The sequence below is a fragment of the Streptomyces sp. NPDC102402 genome (genome assembly GCF_044765765.1).
In the GTDB taxonomy this organism is placed as follows: domain Bacteria; phylum Actinomycetota; class Actinomycetes; order Streptomycetales; family Streptomycetaceae; genus Streptomyces.
The window spans coordinates 348979-367768 of the sequence record NZ_JBIWKR010000008.1 but is presented as its reverse complement, the minus strand read 5'-3'; the positions used below and the strand labels follow the sequence as shown (position 1 = coordinate 367768).

The window sequence follows — 18790 nt, the reverse complement described above, 5'->3', positions numbered from 1 at the left end:
TGCGTTTCCGACTCTATCAGACTCTTTCGTGTCCGATTCCCGGTCGAAGCGGGTTTCGCTTTCCAGTTCTTCGCTTTCGCGCTTCCCTTTCCGGCGGTTCCAACTTTACCAGACTCTTTTTCGTTCCGTTTCCGGTCCGAATTTGATTCCGGCGGCCTGTGGAGTGGCCTTTGCCTTTCGGCGTGTTCACTACGTTAGTCGATTTCCTCGGCGACTCATAATCGAGACGCTCGGGAGTATTCCGGCATGCCGAAATAACACCCGTCAGGGTTGAATCGTAGGTAGTGGTTGGCCCTCTCACGATGCTTCGACCCGGTCCGGTGGACCGCGCCAAGAACAACTGCATCCGTTCAAGCGGCTCGGACTACATTAGGGAAACGGCGAGGGTGAGTCAAGTTGCGCGGCGACGTGGCGCGTGGGTCCAGCACGGCCAGACCGCGGGGGTCGCAGTCGGTCCGGATGCACCACGGCTGATGCGGGTCGGCGCCGCCCGCGCCGGTGCGTGGAGGGCTCCGTACCTGGTCGGGCGGTGGCGGGTGTCGCGCAGGACAGACAGCCGCCTTCCGTGCCCTGCGACCGCATCGACACCGTGCCATACGCGGCCGACGTCGAGGGCGGTTGCCGGTCGCGTCGGCCCTTTGGCCGGTTCCCTGCCCTGGCGGGCCGAGATTCGACGTTTCCGGGCCATCTTCAGGGACCGCGAGGCCGGCGTCGTTGCGACCGCAGGACGTGCCCGAGGGTATGAGCGATGAGGCGGAGGCTCGTCCCCGTGAGTACATCCCGGTCACCACAGCGGCAAGCCGCCGGTACGTCCTTGCGCCTCGGCCGGAGCTTGCGTGGGCGTCATCGACGTTGCAGGGGCCGAATCACCGACGACCACGGACGTCGCGCCACGAGGACGGACTCCTTTCCCGGACGGTCGGGCGCGTCGCGAACGTCCTCCGTTCTGCCGACGGTTCCCGTACGGCGCCGGCGCGGGTGGAGAGAGGCGGCAGAGGGATGCGGCAGTGCCCCGGCGAGTACTGGACGACCGCCGGGTCGTGGCAGCCCGGATCCCCACCGTTTCAGCGCCGCCCGTCGTGCCCGCACATCGTCGCGGCGAGAGCGTACGACCTGTTCACAGCCTTGCCGTGTCGTCAGCCGCAGCGTCGGAAGGGTGCAAGGACTCGCCAACGAGGCACACAGCGGCTCAGGCTCCGGCGGACTTGGCTCGCGGACTCAGCCGGTACGCCGAGACTGTCGGATCCCCGGCGAGGTAGAACCGGTGCTGCCAGTCGTGGGCCTTGCTCACGCCGACCCGAGGACCGATCCGGATGAGCGCGGCGGGCGCCGGCTCGCCCTCGGACAAGGTGACCGAGGTTCCCGTCAGGAGATCTGCGCCGTTGTGCTCCGCCGTGATGCCGAGTGCCTGGCAGAAGTTACCCGGGCCCCGGGCAAGGCGTGGGCTCTCGACCTTCTCCCCTCGCCGCTCGCGTGCCAGGTCCTCCCCTTCGATGACCCTGCCTGCCCGGATGAGGACAGCCGAGGCGATGCCCTCCGTCCCGGTGACGACGTTGGCGCACCAGTGGAGGCCGTGGGACCGGTAGACATACAGGTGTCCCGCGGGCCCGAACATGACGGCGTTACGGGGTGTCCGGCCTCGGTAGGCATGGGAAGCGGGGTCGGCCGCACCGGAGTAGGCCTCGGTCTCCGTGATGGCGATGCTCACGGTTCCCTCGGGAGTCCGGCAGGTGAGGACGCTCCCCAGCAGTTTGGGGGCGACCTCTTCGGCAGGGTGTGCGAGGCGGTCGGCGTTCATGCCGACCGCCTTGACATGCCGTGGGTGGCGCAGGCGTACGAGTGCCCGGGCGGGCGGGACACCACGCTGCTGCGGGCGGTCCGGCCTCGGTAGGCGTGGGAGCCGGGGCCGGCCTCGCCCGCGTGCGCCTCCGTCAGGCGCAGCTCGACCGGGCGCAGCTCGACGGTGCTCCCGTCGGTGGTCCGGACGGGGGCCGGGCCCAGGAGATCGGGCGCCGCCTCCGGGACCCGCCTGTCGAGGAAGTCCCGTGTGAGCGGTGTTCGGGTCATGCCCTCGTTCATGGCATCCGAGAGTACCGGGCCGGGATGACACTCCCTGGATGAGAGGTTGATCAAGGTCGGCGGGTGAAACGTTCCGCGGGACCCGCCGCACCCAAGTCCGCCTTCGCCCACCGTTCGAGGAGTGGCGTCCGCCGTGCTCCGGGGACCGCTGAAGACGGCGGTGGCGGGAACCGGTTACGGTCGTCGCGCGTATGTAGGGGTCAGGACCAAGGAGGAAAATCATGGGCTTCAAGCGACTGCTCGCGAGCATGGGTGCCGGCGGTGCTTCGGTCGAGACCGAACTGACCGAACTCAATGTCGTCCCGGGTGGGGTCGTCCAGGGCGAGGTGCGGATCCAGGGCGGGTCCGTGGCCCAGCAGATCGAGGGCCTCTCGGTCGGTCTGCAGGCCCGGGTCGAGGTGGAGGGCGGGGACCAGGAGACCAAGCAGGACATCGAGTTCGCCAAGCTGCGTCTCGGCGGTGCGTTCGAGGTGCAGGCCGGCGCCGTGCACGTCGTGCCGTTCGGGCTGGAGATTCCGTGGGAGACGCCGATCACCATGTTCGCGGGGCAGCACCTGCGCGGCATGAACATCGGTGTCACCACGGAGCTGGAGATCGCACGCGCCCTGGACTCGGGTGACCTGGACCCGATCAACGTGCACCCGCTGCCCGCGCAGCAGGCCATCCTGGACGCCTTCGGGCAGCTGGGCTTCGGCTTCCGCAGCGCCGACATGGAGCGCGGTCACATCCGCGCCACCCGCCAGCGTCTGCCGTTCTACCAGGAGATCGAGTTCGCCCCACCGCAGCAGTACCGCGGGCTGAACCAGGTGGAGCTGACGTTCATCGCGGACGACCGCGAGATGGACGTCGTCCTGGAGATGGACAAGAAGCCGGGGCTCTTCAGCGAGGGCAGCGACTCCTACCGCGCGTTCAAGGTGGGTCTCAACGACTTCCAGGGCACCGACTGGACCGCGTACCTCAACCAGTGGCTCGCGCAGGTCGGCGGCCAGCGCAACTGGCTGTGAGAGAGCGCCTAGGGTCGGTGGGGAAGAGACCGCACAGCCGATCAGGAGAGGTGCTGACGTGACCGAGCCGAAGAGGGCGCCGCTGCCGCACGACTTCCATCCGGAGGTCCCCCCTTTCACCGTCGTGAGCAAGGATCTCGCTCCCGGCGCCGTACTGGCGGACGCCCAGGTGTTCGCTGCGGGGAACACCTCGCCGCAGTTGCGCTGGGAGGGCTTTCCCGCGGAGACGAAGAGCTTCGCCGTGACCTGCTTCGACCCGGATGCCCCGACGGGCAGCGGGTTCTGGCACTGGACGCTCTTCGACATCCCCGCATCGGTCACGGAGCTGCCGGCCGGCGCGGGGAGCGGAGCGTTCGAAGGCCTGCCCGAGGGTGCCGTCCAGGCGCGCAACGACTACGGGTCGAAGGAGTTCGGCGGTGCCGCACCGCCCGCCGGTGAGAACCACCGCTACGTCTTCACCATCTACGCGGTGGACACCGAGAAGCTCGGGCCGGACAGCGACGCCTCGCCCGCGGTGGTCGGTTTCAACCTGCGGTTCCACACGCTGGGCCGGGCTCAGCTGATCGGGGAGTACACCGCTCCCGCAAGCTGAACGTTCGCCTCCTGTTTGCCCTGCCCTGGTCTTGGAGAGATCAGGGCAGGGCACTTTTTATTGCGTTGTCCATCACGGCTCTCCCGGACAGAGTTGATCCGGGCCCGCCGACTGACGGGCGGCACACGGGAGGTGGGCAAGATGCGGGACACGCTTGTACTCAACGCGAGCTTCGAGCCGCTGTCGACGGTGACGCTCAACCGTGCTGTGGTCCTGATCCTCCAGGACAAGGCCGTCGTCGAGCAGTCGCATCCCGGGCTCCGTATGCGTGGTGCCGCCGTGGACCTTCCGGTCCCCCAGGTGATCAGGCTCTGCCGGTACGTGCGGGTGCCGTTCCGAAGACACGCTCCCTGGTCCAGACGGGGTGTGCTCATACGCGACCAGCACCGGTGCGCGTACTGCGGGCGGCGGGCGAGCACCGTGGACCACGTCGTTCCGCGCGCCCAGGGGGGCCAGGACACCTGGCTGAACACCGTGGCCTCCTGCGCGGAGGACAACCACCGCAAGGCTGCCCGGACTCCGGATCAGGCGGGGATGCCGCTGCTGCGTCAGCCGTTCGTACCGTCGCCGGCGGACGCGATGCTGCTCGCGCTGGGTGTCGGCGACCGGTCGGCGCTGCCGGAGTGGCTGGCGCGCGCTGCGGCGTAGCCGCCCGCGCGGCGGGACGCGGGGGAGGCCTCTCCCCATGACGAACATGTGCGGAGCCCGTCCCCTCGTGCCGGAGGGGGCGGGCTCCTCTGTGTCAGCGCAGCAGCAACTGGACGATCGCCGCGGTGCCGACGACGACGATCAGGGCGCGGAGGAAGCCCGGGCTGAGCCGGCGTCCGACCTTGGCACCGATCTGGCCGCCGATCGCGGAACCCACCGCGATGAGCACGACCGCCGTCCAGTCGAAGTCCGCGACGAAGAGGAAGAAGAGCGCGGCGACGGTGTTGACGACAGCGGCCAGGACGTTCTTCACCGCGTTGAGGCGCTGCATCGTGTCGTCGAGGAGCATGCCCATCAGGGAGAGATAGATGATCCCCTGGGCCGCCGTGAAGTAGCCGCCGTAGACGCTGGCGAGCATCAGGCCGGTGAAGAGGAGCGGCCCGCCGTCGGGGCGGGCGGGTGTCCCCGTGCGCTCGCGCCGGCGCTGGACCGCTCTGCTGATGCGGGGCTGCAGGATGACCAGGACGAGTGCGAGGGCCACCAGCACGGGGACGATCGTCTCGAACGCCGTCGAGGGCAGGGCGAGCAGGAGGGTCGCGCCGGTGAGTCCGCCGATCAGCGCGCCGACGCTCAGTTTCAGGATCCGGCGGCGCTGACCGGTCAGTTCCTCCCGGTAACCGATGGCGCCGCTGATCGAGCCCGGGATGAGGCCGAGGGCGTTGGACACGGTGGCGGTGACCGGTGGCAGCCCGGTGGCGAGCAGGACGGGAAAGGTGATCAACGTCCCGGATCCGACGATGGTGTTGATCGTGCCCGCGCCGATGCCGGCCGCGAAGACCGCGAGAATCTCCCAGATGGACAAGGCCATCTCCTTCGATGGTCAGTGACGCCTCCCCGCCATGAAGGTCGAGGGGCCTCACTGATCATGCACGAAGGGGTTTCCCGGTCAGTCGACCGGGGGCTGCTCCCGGCGCTCCGTGCCGGTGTTGAAGCCGGGGGCACCGCTGCCGAGGTTGCCGAACGCGCCGCTGAGGCCCTTGAGCGCGTCCCCGATCTCGCTGGGCACGATCCAGAGCTTGTTGGCGTCGCCCTCGGCGATCTTGGGGAGCATCTGGAGGTACTGGTACGAGAGGAGCTTCTGGTCCGGGTCCCCGGCGTGGATGGACTCGAAGACCGTACGGATGGCCTGGGCCTCGCCCTCGGCGCGCAGGGCGGACGCCTTGGCCTCGCCCTCGGCGCGCAGGATCGCGGACTGCTTCTCGCCCTCGGCGGTGAGGATCGCGGACTGCCTGATGCCCTCGGCGGTGAGGATCGCGGCGCGCTTGTCACGGTCGGCGCGCATCTGCTTCTCCATCGAGTCCTGGATGGAGGTGGGCGGTTCGATGGCCTTGAGCTCGACGCGGTTGACGCGGATGCCCCACTTGCCGGTGGCCTCGTCGAGGACTCCACGCAGCGCGGCGTTGATCTCCTCACGGGAGGTCAGGGTCCGCTCGAGGTCCATGCCGCCGATGATGTTGCGCAGCGTGGTGACGGTGAGCTGCTCGATCGCCTGGATGTAGCTGGCGACTTCGTAGGTGGCGGCGCGGGCGTCGGTCACCTGGTAATAGATGACGGTGTCGATGTTGACGACGAGGTTGTCCTGGGTGATCACCGGCTGCGGCGGGAAGGGGACGACCTGTTCGCGGAGGTCGATCCGGTTGCGGATCGAGTCGATGAACGGGACGACGATGTTCAGACCGGCGTTGAGGGTGCGGGTGTAGCGGCCGAAGCGCTCGACGATGGCGGCACTGGCCTGCGGGATGACCTGGATCGTCTTGATCAGGGCGATGAAGACGAGCACCACCAGAATGATCAGGACGATGATGATCGGTTGCATCGTGTGCCTCGTGCCCTTCGGTTGCCGACGGATCGCGGTGATCGAGGTCGAACGGTCACGACGGTCGTGTTTCGCGACGGTCGCGTTCTCATGATGATCGACTTCGAGTTTGGCAGACTGCGGCCTGCCGTGTGACCGGTTCGCTACATGACGACGGCCGTTGCACCGTCGATGTCCACGACGTCGACCTGCAGGCCGGGTTCGAAGACCTGGTCGCCGTCGAGCGAGCGCGCGGACCAGACCTCGCCGGCGAGCTTGATGCGCCCTCCGCTGCCGTCCACCCGTTCCAGGACGACGGCCTGACGGCCTTTCAGCGCGTCGATTCCGGTGGCGTGCGTCGACCGTCCGGTGCGCTGCCGGGAGGCGATCAGTCGCACGACCGCGGTCAGGGCCACCGACACCACGACGAAGACCAGGACTTGGGCGACGACGCCCCCGCCGAGGGCCGCGACGACGGCAGCGGCCACCGCCCCGACGGCGAACATTCCGAATTCGGGCATCGCGGTGAGGACGAGGGGAATACCCAGTCCCACCGCGCCGATCAGCCACCACACCCACGCGTCGATGTCCACCTGGTCATCGTAGGACCGCGGGTGCCCTCCCCGACAGGGCGCAGGAGAGGTTGGCTGTGGTGCGCCTACTGGCCGAGAGGCAGGCCGCGAGCGGTGTAGCGGTCGCCGTGGTGCTCGACGACGAGCGGCAGGCCGAAGCAGAGGGAGAGGTTCCGGGAGCTGAGCTCGGTCTCCATGGGGCCGGCGGCGAGCACCTTGCCCTGACGGATCATCAGGACGTGGGTGAAGCCGGGCGCGATCTCCTCGACGTGGTGGGTGACCATGACCATGGAGGGGGCGTACGGGTCACGGGCCAGCCTGCCCAGGCGCCGGACCAGGTCCTCGCGTCCGCCGAGGTCGAGCCCGGCGGCCGGCTCGTCCAGGAGGAGCAGCTCGGGGTCGGTCATCATGGCGCGGGCGATCAGGGTGCGCTTGCGCTCACCCTCGGAGAGCGTGCCGAACTTCCGGTCGAGGAATTCGGTCATGCCCAGGCGGTCGAGGAAGGCGCGGGCACGCTCCTCGTCGACGGCTTCGTAGTCCTCGTGCCAGGTGGCGGTCATGCCGTAGGCGGCGGTGAGCACCGTCTGCAGCACGGTCTGGCGCTTGGGCAGCTTTTCGGCCATGGCCACACCGGCGATGCCGATGCGGGGGCGGAGCTCGAAGACGTCGGTGCCGACCCCGCCGAGGCGCTCGCCCAGGACCTTGGCCGTGCCCTTGCTCGGGAAGAGGTAGCTGGAGGCGATGTTGAGGAGGGTGGTCTTGCCGGCGCCGTTGGGGCCGAGGATGACCCAGCGCTCCCCCTCCTTGACCGACCAGGAGACGTCGTCCACCAGAGCGCGTCCGTCGCGGACCACGGATACGTCCACCAGCTCCAGTACATCGCTCATGGCGCGTTGTCTCCCCATACAGTGTCGAGATCGTCGCGTGCCTGCGGGCACAGCTCCCAGGGAAAACCTACGCCACCCGGGGAGTGCTCAGGCCCTGGGGCTGTTCCCTAGGCTGTTCCCATGCTTTCGGAACCACGCTCAGGGCGGCTTGCCGCATGGGGAAACGCGCTTTTGGCCGGACTTGTGTCGCCGGACGACGCGGCGCTCGCGATCGTCGGTGAGGACGCGGTGCACCGCGTCGAGGGGCTGCCCGGCGAGCCGGGGCCGGTCGGGCTCACGCTCGCGCTCGGCCGGCTGAGGGGGCTGGGGGCGACCGGTTTCCGGGTCGCGCTGCCGGTGCCCGGGCATCCGCTGGGCCTCAGCGGACCGCCGGACTTCAACGCCCGGGCGCTGGAGGCGGAGGAGGCGGTGGTCACGTCCGGCGCCCCGTACGGGCTCGTGCCGGAGGTGAGCGAGGCGGGGCCCGCCGGGGACCTGCATGTGGAGGTGGTGTGGCTCTGCCTGCCGGTCCGGGAGGCGCCGCCGGCCGATGTGCCGTCGCTGGGCGAGGCGGAGCGGGAGCTCGCCGAGGCGCTGCGGGACGCGACGGCGGTGCTGTCCCGGCTGGACGTCGCCGGGTCCGGGCCGGTCGCGGAGGCAGCGGTGGACGCCTACCGGGCGCGGGCCGAACGGGGCCGCGAGGTGCTGGCTCCGGGGTATCCGCCGCGGGCGGTACGGGTGCTGGAACTGGCTCAGCGGGTGGGCCTGCTGGTGTCGGTGGCCCAGGAGAACGGGCACGGCGGCGCGGTGAGCGCTTCCGAGATCGCGGCCCGGGGCGAGGCGCTGCGGCCGGTGGAGCGGGTGGCCCGGCGGGCGCAGGTCGCGGCGTACAACGCGTACGTGGAGGAACGGGGGCGGTAGACACGCCCCGTGCTCCCTGCCGCGGGACGAGGTCGGTCGAGCCCGTCCCGCGGGAGGATGCGAGGCGTCGGTCAGGCGTTCAGGCCGAAGTTGCCGAAGGCCGGGTTGAGCAGGCCGATCACGTTGACCGTGTTGCCGACCACGTTCACCGGAACGCTCACGGGGACCTGGACGAGGTTGCCCGAGACGACGCCCGGGGAGCCGACGGCCTGGCCGTGGGCTCCGGCGCCCCCGTGGCCCGTGGCGGAGGCGGCTCCGGCACCGGCGGCGACGAGTCCGCCCGCGATCATGGTGACGGCTGCGGCCTTCTTCAGGTTCTTCACTTCTGGATCCTCCTCGCATCGCCGCGGCCGACCGCCGCAGCACGCATGGAGAACGCCGCCCCGCCGCCGAGGATGCGCCGTCCGGGTGACATACACCCGACAGTATGAAACTCGCACTGGAGCGGAACCGTCCGTTTCCCGGCCGGGCGCGGCCCCGGAACGGCCTGCCCGTCAGCCCGCCGCCCCGTTCCGGACCGCCCACAGCGCCGCCTGGGTCCGGTCGGACAGGTCGAGCTTCATCAGGATGTTCGAGACGTGCGTCTTGACCGTCTTCTCCGACAGGACGAGCGCCCGGGCGATCTCCCGGTTGGAGCGGCCGTCGGCGATCAGCCCGAGGACCTCACGCTCCCTCTCCGTCAGGGTGCTCCCCCGCCCGGTTCCGCTGCCCGGGTCCTCCTGCGCCAGCAGCGCCCCGGCGACCTCCGGCTGGAGCAGGACGTGCCCCGCGTGGACCGATCGGATGGCGCCGGCCAGGGCGTCGGGGTCGACGTCCTTGTACACGTAGCCCGACGCCCCGGCCCGCAGCGCGGGCACGACGGTGCGCTGCTCGGTGAAGCTCGTGACGATCAGCACCTTGGCGGGGTTCTCCAGCTCCCTCAGCCTGCGCAGCGCCTCGATGCCGTCGGTGCCCGGCATCTTGATGTCCATCAGGACGACGTCGGGCCGCAGCTCCTCCGCCCTGGCGACGCCCTCGGCCCCGTCCTGAGCCTCCCCGACGACCTCTATGTCGTCCTGGACCTCGAGGAACGTGCGCAGTCCCCGCCGGACCACCTGGTGGTCGTCGACCAGCAGCACCTTGATGATCTTGTCAGTCACAGGGGACCTCCATCTGGATCGTGGTGCCCTTGCCGGGCTCCGAATCGACGGTGAGCCTGCCGCCGACGCTGCCGGCCCGGTGCCGCATCGAGACGAGGCCCAGATGACGGCCCGCGCGCCGGATCGCGTGGGTGTCGAAGCCCCGGCCGTCGTCGGTGATCCGCAGCACGGTGGCGGTCGCCTCCCTGACGAGCGTGACGGCGACCTGCCGGGCGCCGGAGTGGCGCAGGGCGTTGTGCAGGGCCTCCTGGGAGACCCGGAGCATCGCTTCCTCCAGGGCGGCGGGCAGGGCGCGCACCCCGGCGCTCTCGAAGGTGACCCGGGCGCTGTGCGCGCGGTCCAGGACCTGGATCTGGGTACGGAGCGTGGCGACCAGGCCGTCCTCGTCGAGGGCGGCGGGGCGCAGCTCGACGACGGCGGCACGCAGCTCTTCCACGGCCTCCCCGGCCAGGGCGGCGACCTGCTGGAGCTCGCCCTTGGCCCGGGCCGGATCGCGGTCGACGAGGGCCGCGGCCGCCTGGGCCGTGAGCCGGAGCGAGAAGAGCTTCTGGCTGACGGCGTCGTGCAGCTCGTGTGCGAGGCGGGAGCGCTCCTCGGCGATCGTGAGCTCGCGGCTGCGTTCGTAGAGCCTGGCGTTGGTGAGGGCGATCGCCGCGTGCTGGGCGAGGATCCCGAGGAGTTCCTCGTCCTCCTCCGTGAAGCCGCAGCCTCCCCCCGGCCGGGGGCAGCGCTTGTTGGCGAGGAAGAGCGCGCCGATGGTCTCGTCGCCGTCCTGGATGGGCAGGCCGAGGAAGTCGGACATGTCGGGGTGGGCGTCGGGCCACCCCTCGAACCGAGGGTCCTGGCGGACGTCGGCGAGGCGCTGGGGCTTCTCCTCGTGGAGCATCGCCGCGAGGATCCCGTGCTGGCGCGGCAGCGGCCCGATGGCCTTCCACTGCTCGTCGCTCACCCCGTCGACGACGAACTGGGCGAAGCCGCCGTGGTCGTCCGGCACGCCGAGGGCCGCGTACTCGGCGTCGAGGAGCTCGCGCGCCGAGGCGACGATCGTCTTCAGGACGTCGCGCATCTCGAGGTGCCGACTCATGGCGAGCAGCGCGGCGCTGATCGCGGCCAGGGCCGACGGTGGGCGATGACTCATGCGCTCACGGTACCGGCGGGCCGATCACCGCCACATCGGGCTGCGGACGGCCCGGGGGTGGGACGCCGGCCCTAGGGCGAAGGGCCCGGCGGCGGGCCGGGGACGCCCGTCCCTCCCGTCCGAAGCCCGAAAAGCCCCTTACGCTCCGCATCGCAGTAGCAACTATTTGTGAACGCGAAGGGGGCCCCATGTGAGCCCAGGCATAGGACCCACGTCACTTACGAAGCCGGATAGTTAGAGCAAAACGGGCAACTCGCCAAGGCTCAAACCGGACAAGGAGGTATGAACAAGACCCACTTCCACTATGCGGCTTCGTACGTCACACCTTTGCCAGGTCATTTTGCTGGAGCTAAGAATTGGGTTGTCCCCGACGGAGATGCGCCCCGGCGCTTCCGTCCGCGTCCTCGCCGAGGACCCCTGCTATTCGAAGAGGTACGACTGTATGTCCGTGTCCCGCATCTCCAGCCGTAGCCGTCGCCTGAACAAGGCGCAGAAGCTCTCCGTCGCGGGGGTCTCCACCCTGGCAGCCGCCGCCGTCGGCTTCTCGCTCGTCCCGAACGACGCGTCGGCGACGACCGAGCCGCAGGCCGCCTCCGCCGCGGCGCCGGTCGCCTACACCGGCTCGCAGGCGAAGAACATCCAGGCCGGCGCCATCGAGCAGAACTCGACGGCCGCGCAGCTGGTCAAGGCCGCCGACGAGGCCAAGGCCCAGGACGCCGCCGCGAAGAAGAAGGCCGCCGACAAGGCCGAGGCGAAGGCCAAGGCCGTCGCCAAGGCCAAGGCCGACGCGAAGAAGCGCGCCGCCAAGAAGAAGGCCAGCCGCGCCGCCGACCGCAAGCCGGTCTACAAGAACAACCTGGACGGCTGGATCCGTGAGGCTCTCGCCATCATGGACAAGAAGAACATCCCCGGCACGTACGAGGGCCTGCACCGCAACATCATCCGTGAGTCCAGCGGTAACCCGCGCGCCATCAACGACTGGGACATCAACGCCATCAACGGCGTCCCGTCGAAGGGCCTGCTGCAGGTCATCAAGCCGACCTTCGACTTCTACCACGTCAAGGGCACCAAGCACGACCAGTACGACCCGGTCGCCAACATCACCGCGGCCGCCAACTACGCGGCGGACAAGTACGGCTCGATCGACAACGTCGACAGCGCGTACTGAGCCACGCACCGAGCAAGGCCTGGGCAGAAGCCGGCCCGCCGGTCCGCAGCGTCGCGTGACCGGCCGGCACATGCCGAAGGGCGGCACCCCACGGGGTGCCGCCCTCGGGCGTTTCCGGGGCCGGTCCGGCCCGGGGCGTTACTTGCGCATCACCTCGGGCTCGTGGCGGCGCAGCATCCGGGAGACCGCGAAGAAGAGCACGGCGCTCATGAAGAGCATCACCGCGATGTTGATCCCCCACTGCCCGGCCGAGTGCTCCCAGAGCGGGTCCAGGTCGGTGGGGTTCTTCGGGTCCCACGGCGGCATGAGGTGGGCGAGGTCCAGTGTGGTGCCGGCCGCGGCCACGGCCCAGCGCGACGGCATCAGCCAGGCGAACTGCTCGAGCCCCGGTGATCCGTAGACCTGGAAGAGCACGCCGGTGAAGACGACCTGCACGATGGCGAACATGACGAGCAGCGGCATGGTCTTCTCGGCGGTCTTCACCAACGCGGAGATCATCAGGCCGAACATCATCGACGTGAAGCCGAGCACGATGATCGACAGGCAGATCTCCACGGCGGGGGGCATGAACAGGCCCTCCTCCGGCAGATCACGGGTGGAGAAGCCGATCCCGCAGATGATCACGCCCTGGAAGGCGGTGATCACGCCGAGGACGATCACCTTGGACAGGAGGTAGGCGGAGCGGGAGAGGCCGGTGGCGCGTTCCCGCTCGTAGATCACCCGCTCCTTGATCAGTTCGCGTACGGAGTTCGCCGCGGCGGCGAAGCACATGCCGACCGCGAGGATCAGCATGATGGTCCCGGCCTTGCCGTTGAAGCGCGAGGGCGGATCGGGCTCCGCCAGTCCGAACTCCGCCGGGATGACGACGCTGACGACGCCGAGCACCGCGGGCAGGAGCACCATCAGGAGCAGGAATCCCTTGTCGGACGCGATCACCGACACGTAGCGGCGCATCAGCGTCCACAGCTGGGCCATCCAGCCCGAGGGCTTCGGAGGCCGGATCTGCTGCGGCGGGGGCATGTGTACGGGCGCCGCGGCGACGGCGTCGATGTCCGCGGCGTACATCTGGTAGTGCTGCGAGCCGCGCCAGCGGCCCGCCCAGTCGTAGTCACGGTAGTTCTCGAACGCGGAGAAGACGTCGGCCCAGCTGGTGTACCCGAAGAAGTTCAGCGCCTCCTCGGGAGGACCGAAGTAGGCGACGGATCCGCCGGGCGCCATCACCAGGAGCTTGTCGCAGATGGCCAGCTCGGCCACGGAGTGCGTGACCACCAGGACGGTGCGGCCGTCGTCGGCCAGGCCGCGCAGCAGCTGCATGACATCGCGGTCCATGCCCGGGTCGAGGCCCGAGGTCGGCTCGTCGAGGAAGATCAGCGACGGCTTGGTCAGCAGCTCCAGGGCGACCGAGACGCGCTTGCGCTGGCCGCCGGAGAGCGAGGTGATCTTCTTGTCCTTGTGGATGTCGAGCTTGAGCTCGGCGAGGACCTCGTGGATCCGGGCGGTGCGCTCGGCCTCGGTGGTGTCCGCGGGAAAGCGCAGCTTGGCCGCGTACCGCAGAGCCCTGGTGACCGTGAGCTCCTTGTGCAGGATGTCGTCCTGCGGGACCAGTCCGATGCGCTGCCTCAGCTCGGCGAACTGCTTGTAGAGGTTCCGGTTGTCGTAGAGGACGTCGCCCTGGTTGGCGGGCCGGTAGCCGGTGAGCGCCTTGAGCAGGGTGGACTTGCCGGAGCCCGACGGGCCGATGACGGCGATCAGCGACTTCTCGGGGACGCCGAACGAGACGTCCTTGAGGATGTCCTTGCCGCCGTCGACCGTCACCGTGAGGTGGCGGGCCGAGAAGGAGACCTCACCGGTGTCGACGAACTCCTCGAGCCGGTCCCCGACCAGCCGGAAGGTCGAGTGGCCGACGCCGACGATGTCGTTCGCGCCGATGAGCGCGGTGCCGGACTTGCTGAGCGGCTGGCCGTTGACGTACGTGCCGTTGTGGGAGCCGAGGTCCCGGATCTCGAAGCGGCCGTCGGGCGTGGCACGGAACTCGGCGTGCAGACGCGAGACCTGCAGGTCGGAGACGACCAGCTCGTTCTCGAGCGCACGGCCGATCCGCATGACCCGGCCGAGGTCCAGCTGGTGGAACGTGGTGGGGCTGCGGTCTCCGTAGACCGGCGGCATCCCCACCGGGCCTCCGGACATGCCGGCTCCGGGCGGGTTGCCGTGGCCCTGCTGGTGCGGGACCGGAGGCTGTCGCGTGGGCGGCGCCTGCTGCCAGGACGCCTGCTGCTGGGCGGGGCCCCCGGCCCAGCCTCCGGCGCCCCCCTGCTGCGGCTGCTGCGCGGGGGCGTGCTGCGGCTGCTGCACGGGCGCCTGGTGCACCGCTGGAGCGGGTGCCTGCCCCGCTCCCGCCGCCTGCCCGCCGTGCACCCCGGCGCCGGCGGCCGGGGTGAGGGTCACCCGCGGTCCGTCGGTGGCGTTGCCCAGGTGCACCGACGTGCCGGGGGCGATCTCCATCTGCTGGATACGCCGGCCCTGCACGTAGGTGCCGTTCGTGCTGCCGTGGTCCTCGATGGACCAGCCGCGGCCGTTCCAGCTGACCGTGGCGTGCCGCCACGACACCCTGGCGTCGTCGATCATCAGGTCACCCTGCGGATCACGTCCGAGGGTGTACGACCTGGACGGATCGAGCGCCCAGGTCCTTCCATTCAATTCCAGTACGAGTTCCGGCACTCCGCGCCCCACTAGTTGTCCCCCGAGTCGCCCCCGTCGCAGGGAGCCTAGGGATGCTGAACATCGTGGCGAACTATTCCAGGACCGGTCCCCCGACGGAAAGCCGGGCGGCGTGAAGACGGCGCGGAGGCTCCGTATCCCCACTTCCGACTCGGGAGAAATGGGCCCGGAGCACCCCATCCGGGGCGTCCGTCTCCTTCCCCGGCGGCCCCGTCCGGGAACTGCTCCCGGCTGTCCGCCACTCGGGACGGCTTCAGCGCTCGCCCCGGGGCCCTATACGGTGGGACCACCATGAGCGCACCTCAGCCACCTCGGTCTCCTGAGCTCCCTGAGCCTCCTCGGGACACAGACGCCCCCACACTTCTCGTCAAGATCTTCGGGAAGGACCGTCCGGGCATCACCGCCGGACTCTTCGACACCCTGGCCGCCTACGCCGTCGACGTCGTGGACATCGAGCAGGTCGTCACCCGGGGCCGCATCGTCCTGTGCGTCCTCGTGACCTCCCCCGAGCCGGGCGGTACGACCGAGGGTGACCTGCGGGCGACCGTGCACAGCTGGGCCGAGTCGGTCAAGCTGCAGGCCGAGATCATCTCGGGCACGGGCGACAACCGTCCCCGCGGCTACGGCCGTTCCCACGTGACCGTGCTGGGACACCCGCTGACCGCGGAGTCCACGGCGGCCATAGCGGCCAGGATCACGTCCACCGGCGGCAACATCGACCGGATCTTCCGCCTCGCGAAGTACCCGGTCACCGCCGTCGAGTTCGCGGTGTCCGGCACCGGGACCGAGGAGCTGCGGACCGCGCTGGCGACGGAGGCCGCCGGTATCGGCGTCGACATCGCCGTCGTCTCCGCGGGGCTGAGCCGCCGGGCGCAGCGGCTGGTCGTCATGGACGTGGACTCGACGCTCATCCAGGACGAGGTCATCGAGCTCTTCGCCGCCCACGCCGGGTGCGAGGACGAGGTGGCCGCGGTGACCGAGCAGGCGATGCGCGGCGAGCTCGACTTCGAGCAGTCCCTCCACGCACGCGTGGCGCTGCTGGCCGGGCTCGACGTGTCGGTGGTGGAGAAGGTGCGGTCGGAGGTCCGGCTGACCCCCGGCGCCCGCACCCTGATCCGGACGCTGAAGCGGCTCGGCTACCAGGTGGGCGTGGTCTCGGGCGGCTTCACCCAGGTCACGGACGACCTCAAGGAGCGCCTCGGGCTCGACTTCGCCTCGGCCAACACGCTGGAGGTCGTCGACGACAAGCTCACCGGCCGGGTCGTGGGCGACATCGTGGACCGGGCGGGCAAGGCCCGGCTGCTGCGCAGCTTCGCGGAGCAGGCGGGGGTGCCGCTGGCGCAGACGGTGGCGATCGGCGACGGCGCGAACGATCTGGACATGCTGAACACGGCCGGCCTGGGTGTCGCCTTCAACGCCAAGCCGGTCGTCCGCCAGGCGGCGCACACGGCGGTGAACGTCCCGTTCCTGGACACCGTGCTCTATCTGCTCGGGATCACCCGCGAAGAGGTCGAGGCCGCCGACGGCCTCGTGGACTGACGACACGCGCGGGGGGGCACCGGCACAGCTGCTGTGCCGGTGCCCCCCGCGCGTGTGCGCGGTCAGTCGTTCGGCGTCCAGTACTCGACGAGCTTGCCCGCACCGTGCTCCAGGGTCTTCCAGGAGCCGGGGAACTCGACGACGGCGTAGGCGGCGGTCGGGAAGCCGTCCCGGGTCATGCGCGCGAGTGTGTCGCCCTCGGCGCTCCCGCTGAGCGCGTCCGCGGCGCCGTGCATGCCGGGGTTGTGACCGATGACCAGCAGATTCCGGACGTCGTCGGGGGTCTCGCCGAACAGGGCGATCAGCTCACCGAGGGATGCCTCGTAGAGCCTCTCCTCGTACACGGTCCTGGGGCGCTGCTCGAACTCGTGGACCGCGAGCTTCCAGGTCTCACGGGTCCTGGTGGCGGTCGAGCACAGAGCCAGGTCGAAGACCGTCCCTGAATCGGCCAGCCTGCGGCCGGCGACCGGCGCGTCCTTCCTGCCCCGTTCCGCCAGAGGCCGCTCGTGGTCGGACTCCTGCGACCATTCGGCCTTTGCGTGCCTGAGAAGGACGATCCTGCGAGGTGTATCGGCGCTCATACACCTCAGCTTCGCACGAATTGGGCCTCCGGGCGCAGGGTGTTGACGTGCTCGCCCGCTGGGGGTGAATGTCGGGGACCCGGTGTGTGCGGGACCTGTCAGGCGGGCATCAGCATCAGGACGTGCCCGAGCAGCCGCCCGATCGCGGGGGCGCCGGCCGCCGCGTGCGCCTGGCCGGGTTCCACGATCAGCAGGAGGAGCGCGGCGAAGGCGAGGGCGGGCAGCGCGACGGCCCACCACGGCAGCCGGACCTCGACACCGTCCGCGGCCGGGCTGTGGGTCCGGGTCTGTGTACGGGCCGACATGTCCGCCTCCGTGGGTCCTCGGCTGTGTTACCCAGAACCTACGGGCCGTCCGTCGGCGGCCCCATCCGGTGACCCACCCACTCGACCCTGAACCTGGCCCCCTAGGGGACAGGGGGGTTGTCCCCACCCCTGTCGCCCCCGCCGCGGGGGGTCAGGGGGAGGCGATCGTGGCGATCACGCCGATGACCACGGAGATGAGAAGCATCGTCCCGAACACGAGAAGGAGCTTCTTCTGGCCGTTCGGGGGATTCGGTTCGAGCACTGGCATGCGCACAGTCTCGCACCTCAGCACTCGTCCTCGATCGTCCGGTCCCTCCCGGCGAGCATTCCGGCGACGGTCTGGGGCACGAGGAGGCCCGCCATGAGGGCGAGCGGCAGGCCCCAGCCCCCGCTGTGCTGGTAGAGCACGCCGACGAGCAGCGGGCCGGGGATGGAGAGCAGGTAGCCGGTGGACTGCGCGAAGGCGGAGAGCCGGACCACCCCGGCGCCGCTCCGCGAGCGCATCCCGATCATGGTGAGGGCGAGCGGGAAGGCGCAGTTGGCGATGCCCAGCAGCAGCGCCCAGAGCCAGGCGCCGCCGGCCGGTGCCAGATAGAGGCCCGCGTAACCGGCGAGGCCGCAACTGCTGAGGACGAGGACGATCGGGCCCTGGGTGCGCAGCCTGGAGGCGACCCGGGGGATGACGAAGGCGAGGGGCACGCCCATGGCCATGGTCACGGCGAGCAGGACACCCGCCGTGCCCGCCGAGATGCCCGCGTCACGGAAGATCTGGGGCATCCAGCCCATCGTGATGTACGCGGCGGTGGCCTGGAGGCCGAAGAAGCAGGCGAGGGCCCAGGACGTACGGCTCCGGGTGATCCGGAGGGCGCGGGGGGCCGGAGCTCCGGCGGCCCGCCCCGACACGTCGCCCCGGTCCTTCAGGAACGGGAGCCAGGGCAGGACCGCGACGGCGGCGAGCGCCGCCCATACGGCCAGCCCGGTCTTCCAGCTGCCGCCCATCGCGTCCGTCAGGGGCACGGTGAGGGCCGCCGCGAGTGCGGTGCCGAGGGCCAGGGCCATGGAGTAGAGACCGGTCACGGTGCCGACCCGGTCGGGGAACCAGCGCTTGACGATGACGGGCATGAGGACGTTGCTGACCGCGATGCCCATCAGGGCGAGGGCGCTCGCGGCGAGGAACCCGGCGGTCCCTCCCACGAAGGGGCGGAGCAGCAGGCCGGCGGTGATGGCCACCATGCCGGCGCAGACGACGGCGCTGGGGCCGAACCGCCGGGCCAGCCGCGGCGCCATGAATCCGAACAGCGCGAAGCAGAGCGGCGGCACCGAGGTGAGGACGCCGGCGACGCTGCCGCTCATGTGCAGGCCGTCCCGGACCTCCTCCAGGAGGGGGCCGAGGCTGGTGATGGCGGGCCGGAGGTTGAGCGCGGCGAGAACCAGGCCGAGGGTGACGATCCGCAGCACCCAGGGGGAAGGCCCGGGCGCGGGGGTGCCGTGCACGGGGGCGCTGGGAGCGGTTGGGGGACTCAGGGTCGGGGTCTCGTCGTGACGCATGAGACCCATCATAGAATCATGGGATGATTGACTGTCCACTCGTAACCCTCTCCCTGAGACAATCGGAGAGACGATCCGACGGGCCCGCACCTCCCGGACAGCCTCTTCCGGAACACG

At 70.1% G+C, this 18790-nt stretch carries 20 protein-coding genes; 6 read left to right on the top strand and 14 right to left on the bottom strand.

The features are described 5' to 3' along the window. Positions 1-1189 precede the first annotated feature (1189 nt). Together ACIRJR_RS24460 and ACIRJR_RS24455 are read right to left on the bottom strand one after the other, a co-directional pair. Positions 1190-1798: a DNA-3-methyladenine glycosylase gene (locus ACIRJR_RS24460; RefSeq protein WP_403784251.1), complete on the bottom strand. Its 609-nt coding sequence runs from the start codon at positions 1796-1798 to the stop codon at positions 1190-1192. Continuing rightward, positions 1795-2067 carry a DNA-3-methyladenine glycosylase gene (locus ACIRJR_RS24455; RefSeq protein ID WP_403784249.1) on the bottom strand — a complete coding sequence of 91 codons (273 nt, stop codon included), beginning with the start codon at positions 2065-2067 and terminating at the stop codon, positions 1795-1797. Before ACIRJR_RS24455 ends, ACIRJR_RS24460 begins: the two co-directional genes overlap by 4 nt. Before the next feature lie 233 nt (positions 2068-2300). Here ACIRJR_RS24455 and ACIRJR_RS24450 point away from each other — a divergent pair, with 233 nt between their 5' ends. From ACIRJR_RS24450 to ACIRJR_RS24440, 3 genes are all read left to right on the top strand, one after another. Further along, positions 2301-3083, top strand: coding sequence for a sporulation protein (locus ACIRJR_RS24450; RefSeq protein WP_403784247.1), 783 nt, complete (start codon positions 2301-2303; stop codon positions 3081-3083). Positions 3084-3141: 58 nt separating this feature from the next. Next, positions 3142-3675, top strand: a complete 534-nt coding sequence (locus ACIRJR_RS24445) for a YbhB/YbcL family Raf kinase inhibitor-like protein (RefSeq protein WP_403784245.1) — start codon at positions 3142-3144, stop codon at positions 3673-3675. Between the two features lie 141 nt (positions 3676-3816). After that, positions 3817-4323: an HNH endonuclease gene (locus ACIRJR_RS24440; protein WP_403784243.1), complete on the top strand. Its 507-nt coding sequence runs from the start codon at positions 3817-3819 to the stop codon at positions 4321-4323. Between the two features lie 94 nt (positions 4324-4417). Here ACIRJR_RS24440 and ACIRJR_RS24435 read toward each other — a convergent pair whose 3' ends face one another. The 4 genes from ACIRJR_RS24435 to ACIRJR_RS24420 form a co-directional block, all read right to left on the bottom strand. Continuing rightward, entirely contained in the window at positions 4418-5185 is a 768-nt protein-coding gene (locus ACIRJR_RS24435; RefSeq protein ID WP_403784241.1) for a sulfite exporter TauE/SafE family protein, read from the bottom strand. A gap of 84 nt (positions 5186-5269) precedes the next feature. Beyond that, the gene (locus tag ACIRJR_RS24430; RefSeq protein WP_033305602.1) at positions 5270-6199 is read right to left on the bottom strand and encodes an SPFH domain-containing protein; all 930 of its coding nucleotides are present in this window, start codon (positions 6197-6199) and stop codon (positions 5270-5272) included. Between the two features lie 143 nt (positions 6200-6342). Further along, positions 6343-6771, bottom strand: a complete 429-nt coding sequence (locus ACIRJR_RS24425) for an NfeD family protein (protein WP_403784239.1) — start codon at positions 6769-6771, stop codon at positions 6343-6345. A gap of 65 nt (positions 6772-6836) precedes the next feature. After that, positions 6837-7637: an ABC transporter ATP-binding protein gene (locus ACIRJR_RS24420; protein ID WP_403784237.1), complete on the bottom strand. Its 801-nt coding sequence runs from the start codon at positions 7635-7637 to the stop codon at positions 6837-6839. A gap of 120 nt (positions 7638-7757) precedes the next feature. Here ACIRJR_RS24420 and ACIRJR_RS24415 point away from each other — a divergent pair, with 120 nt between their 5' ends. Continuing rightward, positions 7758-8537, top strand: a complete 780-nt coding sequence (locus tag ACIRJR_RS24415; RefSeq protein ID WP_403784235.1) for a hypothetical protein — start codon at positions 7758-7760, stop codon at positions 8535-8537. A 71-nt stretch (positions 8538-8608) separates the two neighbouring features. Here the strand turns inward: ACIRJR_RS24415 and ACIRJR_RS24410 are convergent, their stop codons facing one another. The 3 genes from ACIRJR_RS24410 to ACIRJR_RS24400 form a co-directional block, all read right to left on the bottom strand. After that, on the bottom strand, positions 8609-8860 hold the full coding sequence (locus tag ACIRJR_RS24410) for a chaplin family protein (RefSeq protein ID WP_403784233.1): 252 nt from the start codon (positions 8858-8860) through the stop codon (positions 8609-8611). Between the two features lie 171 nt (positions 8861-9031). Next, a complete protein-coding gene (locus ACIRJR_RS24405) occupies positions 9032-9676 on the bottom strand; it encodes a response regulator (protein WP_403784231.1) in 645 nt (214 codons plus the stop codon). Next, a complete protein-coding gene (locus tag ACIRJR_RS24400; protein ID WP_403784229.1) occupies positions 9669-10814 on the bottom strand; it encodes a GAF domain-containing sensor histidine kinase in 1146 nt (381 codons plus the stop codon). Before ACIRJR_RS24400 ends, ACIRJR_RS24405 begins: the two co-directional genes overlap by 8 nt. A 442-nt stretch (positions 10815-11256) precedes the next feature. On the opposite strand from ACIRJR_RS24400, the gene ACIRJR_RS24395 reads away from it, so the two are divergent. Next, complete coding sequence (locus ACIRJR_RS24395; protein ID WP_403784227.1) at positions 11257-11982, top strand: transglycosylase SLT domain-containing protein; 726 nt, start codon at positions 11257-11259, stop codon at positions 11980-11982. A 138-nt stretch (positions 11983-12120) separates the two neighbouring features. On the opposite strand, the gene ACIRJR_RS24390 is transcribed toward ACIRJR_RS24395, so the two are convergent. Next, positions 12121-14712, bottom strand: a complete 2592-nt coding sequence (locus ACIRJR_RS24390) for an FHA domain-containing protein (RefSeq protein WP_403784225.1) — start codon at positions 14710-14712, stop codon at positions 12121-12123. Between the two features lie 279 nt (positions 14713-14991). On the opposite strand from ACIRJR_RS24390, the gene serB reads away from it, so the two are divergent. Next, on the top strand, positions 14992-16239 hold the full coding sequence (gene serB, locus ACIRJR_RS24385) for a phosphoserine phosphatase SerB (RefSeq protein ID WP_403784223.1): 1248 nt from the start codon (positions 14992-14994) through the stop codon (positions 16237-16239). Between the two features lie 62 nt (positions 16240-16301). Here serB and ACIRJR_RS24380 read toward each other — a convergent pair whose 3' ends face one another. From ACIRJR_RS24380 to ACIRJR_RS24365, 4 genes are all read right to left on the bottom strand, one after another. Beyond that, the gene (locus tag ACIRJR_RS24380) at positions 16302-16820 is read right to left on the bottom strand and encodes a SixA phosphatase family protein (RefSeq protein ID WP_403784221.1); all 519 of its coding nucleotides are present in this window, start codon (positions 16818-16820) and stop codon (positions 16302-16304) included. A gap of 98 nt (positions 16821-16918) precedes the next feature. Further along, positions 16919-17125, bottom strand: a complete 207-nt coding sequence (locus ACIRJR_RS24375; RefSeq protein ID WP_403784219.1) for a hypothetical protein — start codon at positions 17123-17125, stop codon at positions 16919-16921. 151 nt (positions 17126-17276) lie between these two features. Further along, the gene (locus ACIRJR_RS24370) at positions 17277-17393 is read right to left on the bottom strand and encodes an SGM_5486 family transporter-associated protein (RefSeq protein WP_258036409.1); all 117 of its coding nucleotides are present in this window, start codon (positions 17391-17393) and stop codon (positions 17277-17279) included. A 17-nt stretch (positions 17394-17410) separates the two neighbouring features. Further along, on the bottom strand, positions 17411-18673 hold the full coding sequence (locus tag ACIRJR_RS24365; RefSeq protein WP_403784217.1) for a CynX/NimT family MFS transporter: 1263 nt from the start codon (positions 18671-18673) through the stop codon (positions 17411-17413). Between the last annotated feature and the right edge of the window lie 117 nt (positions 18674-18790).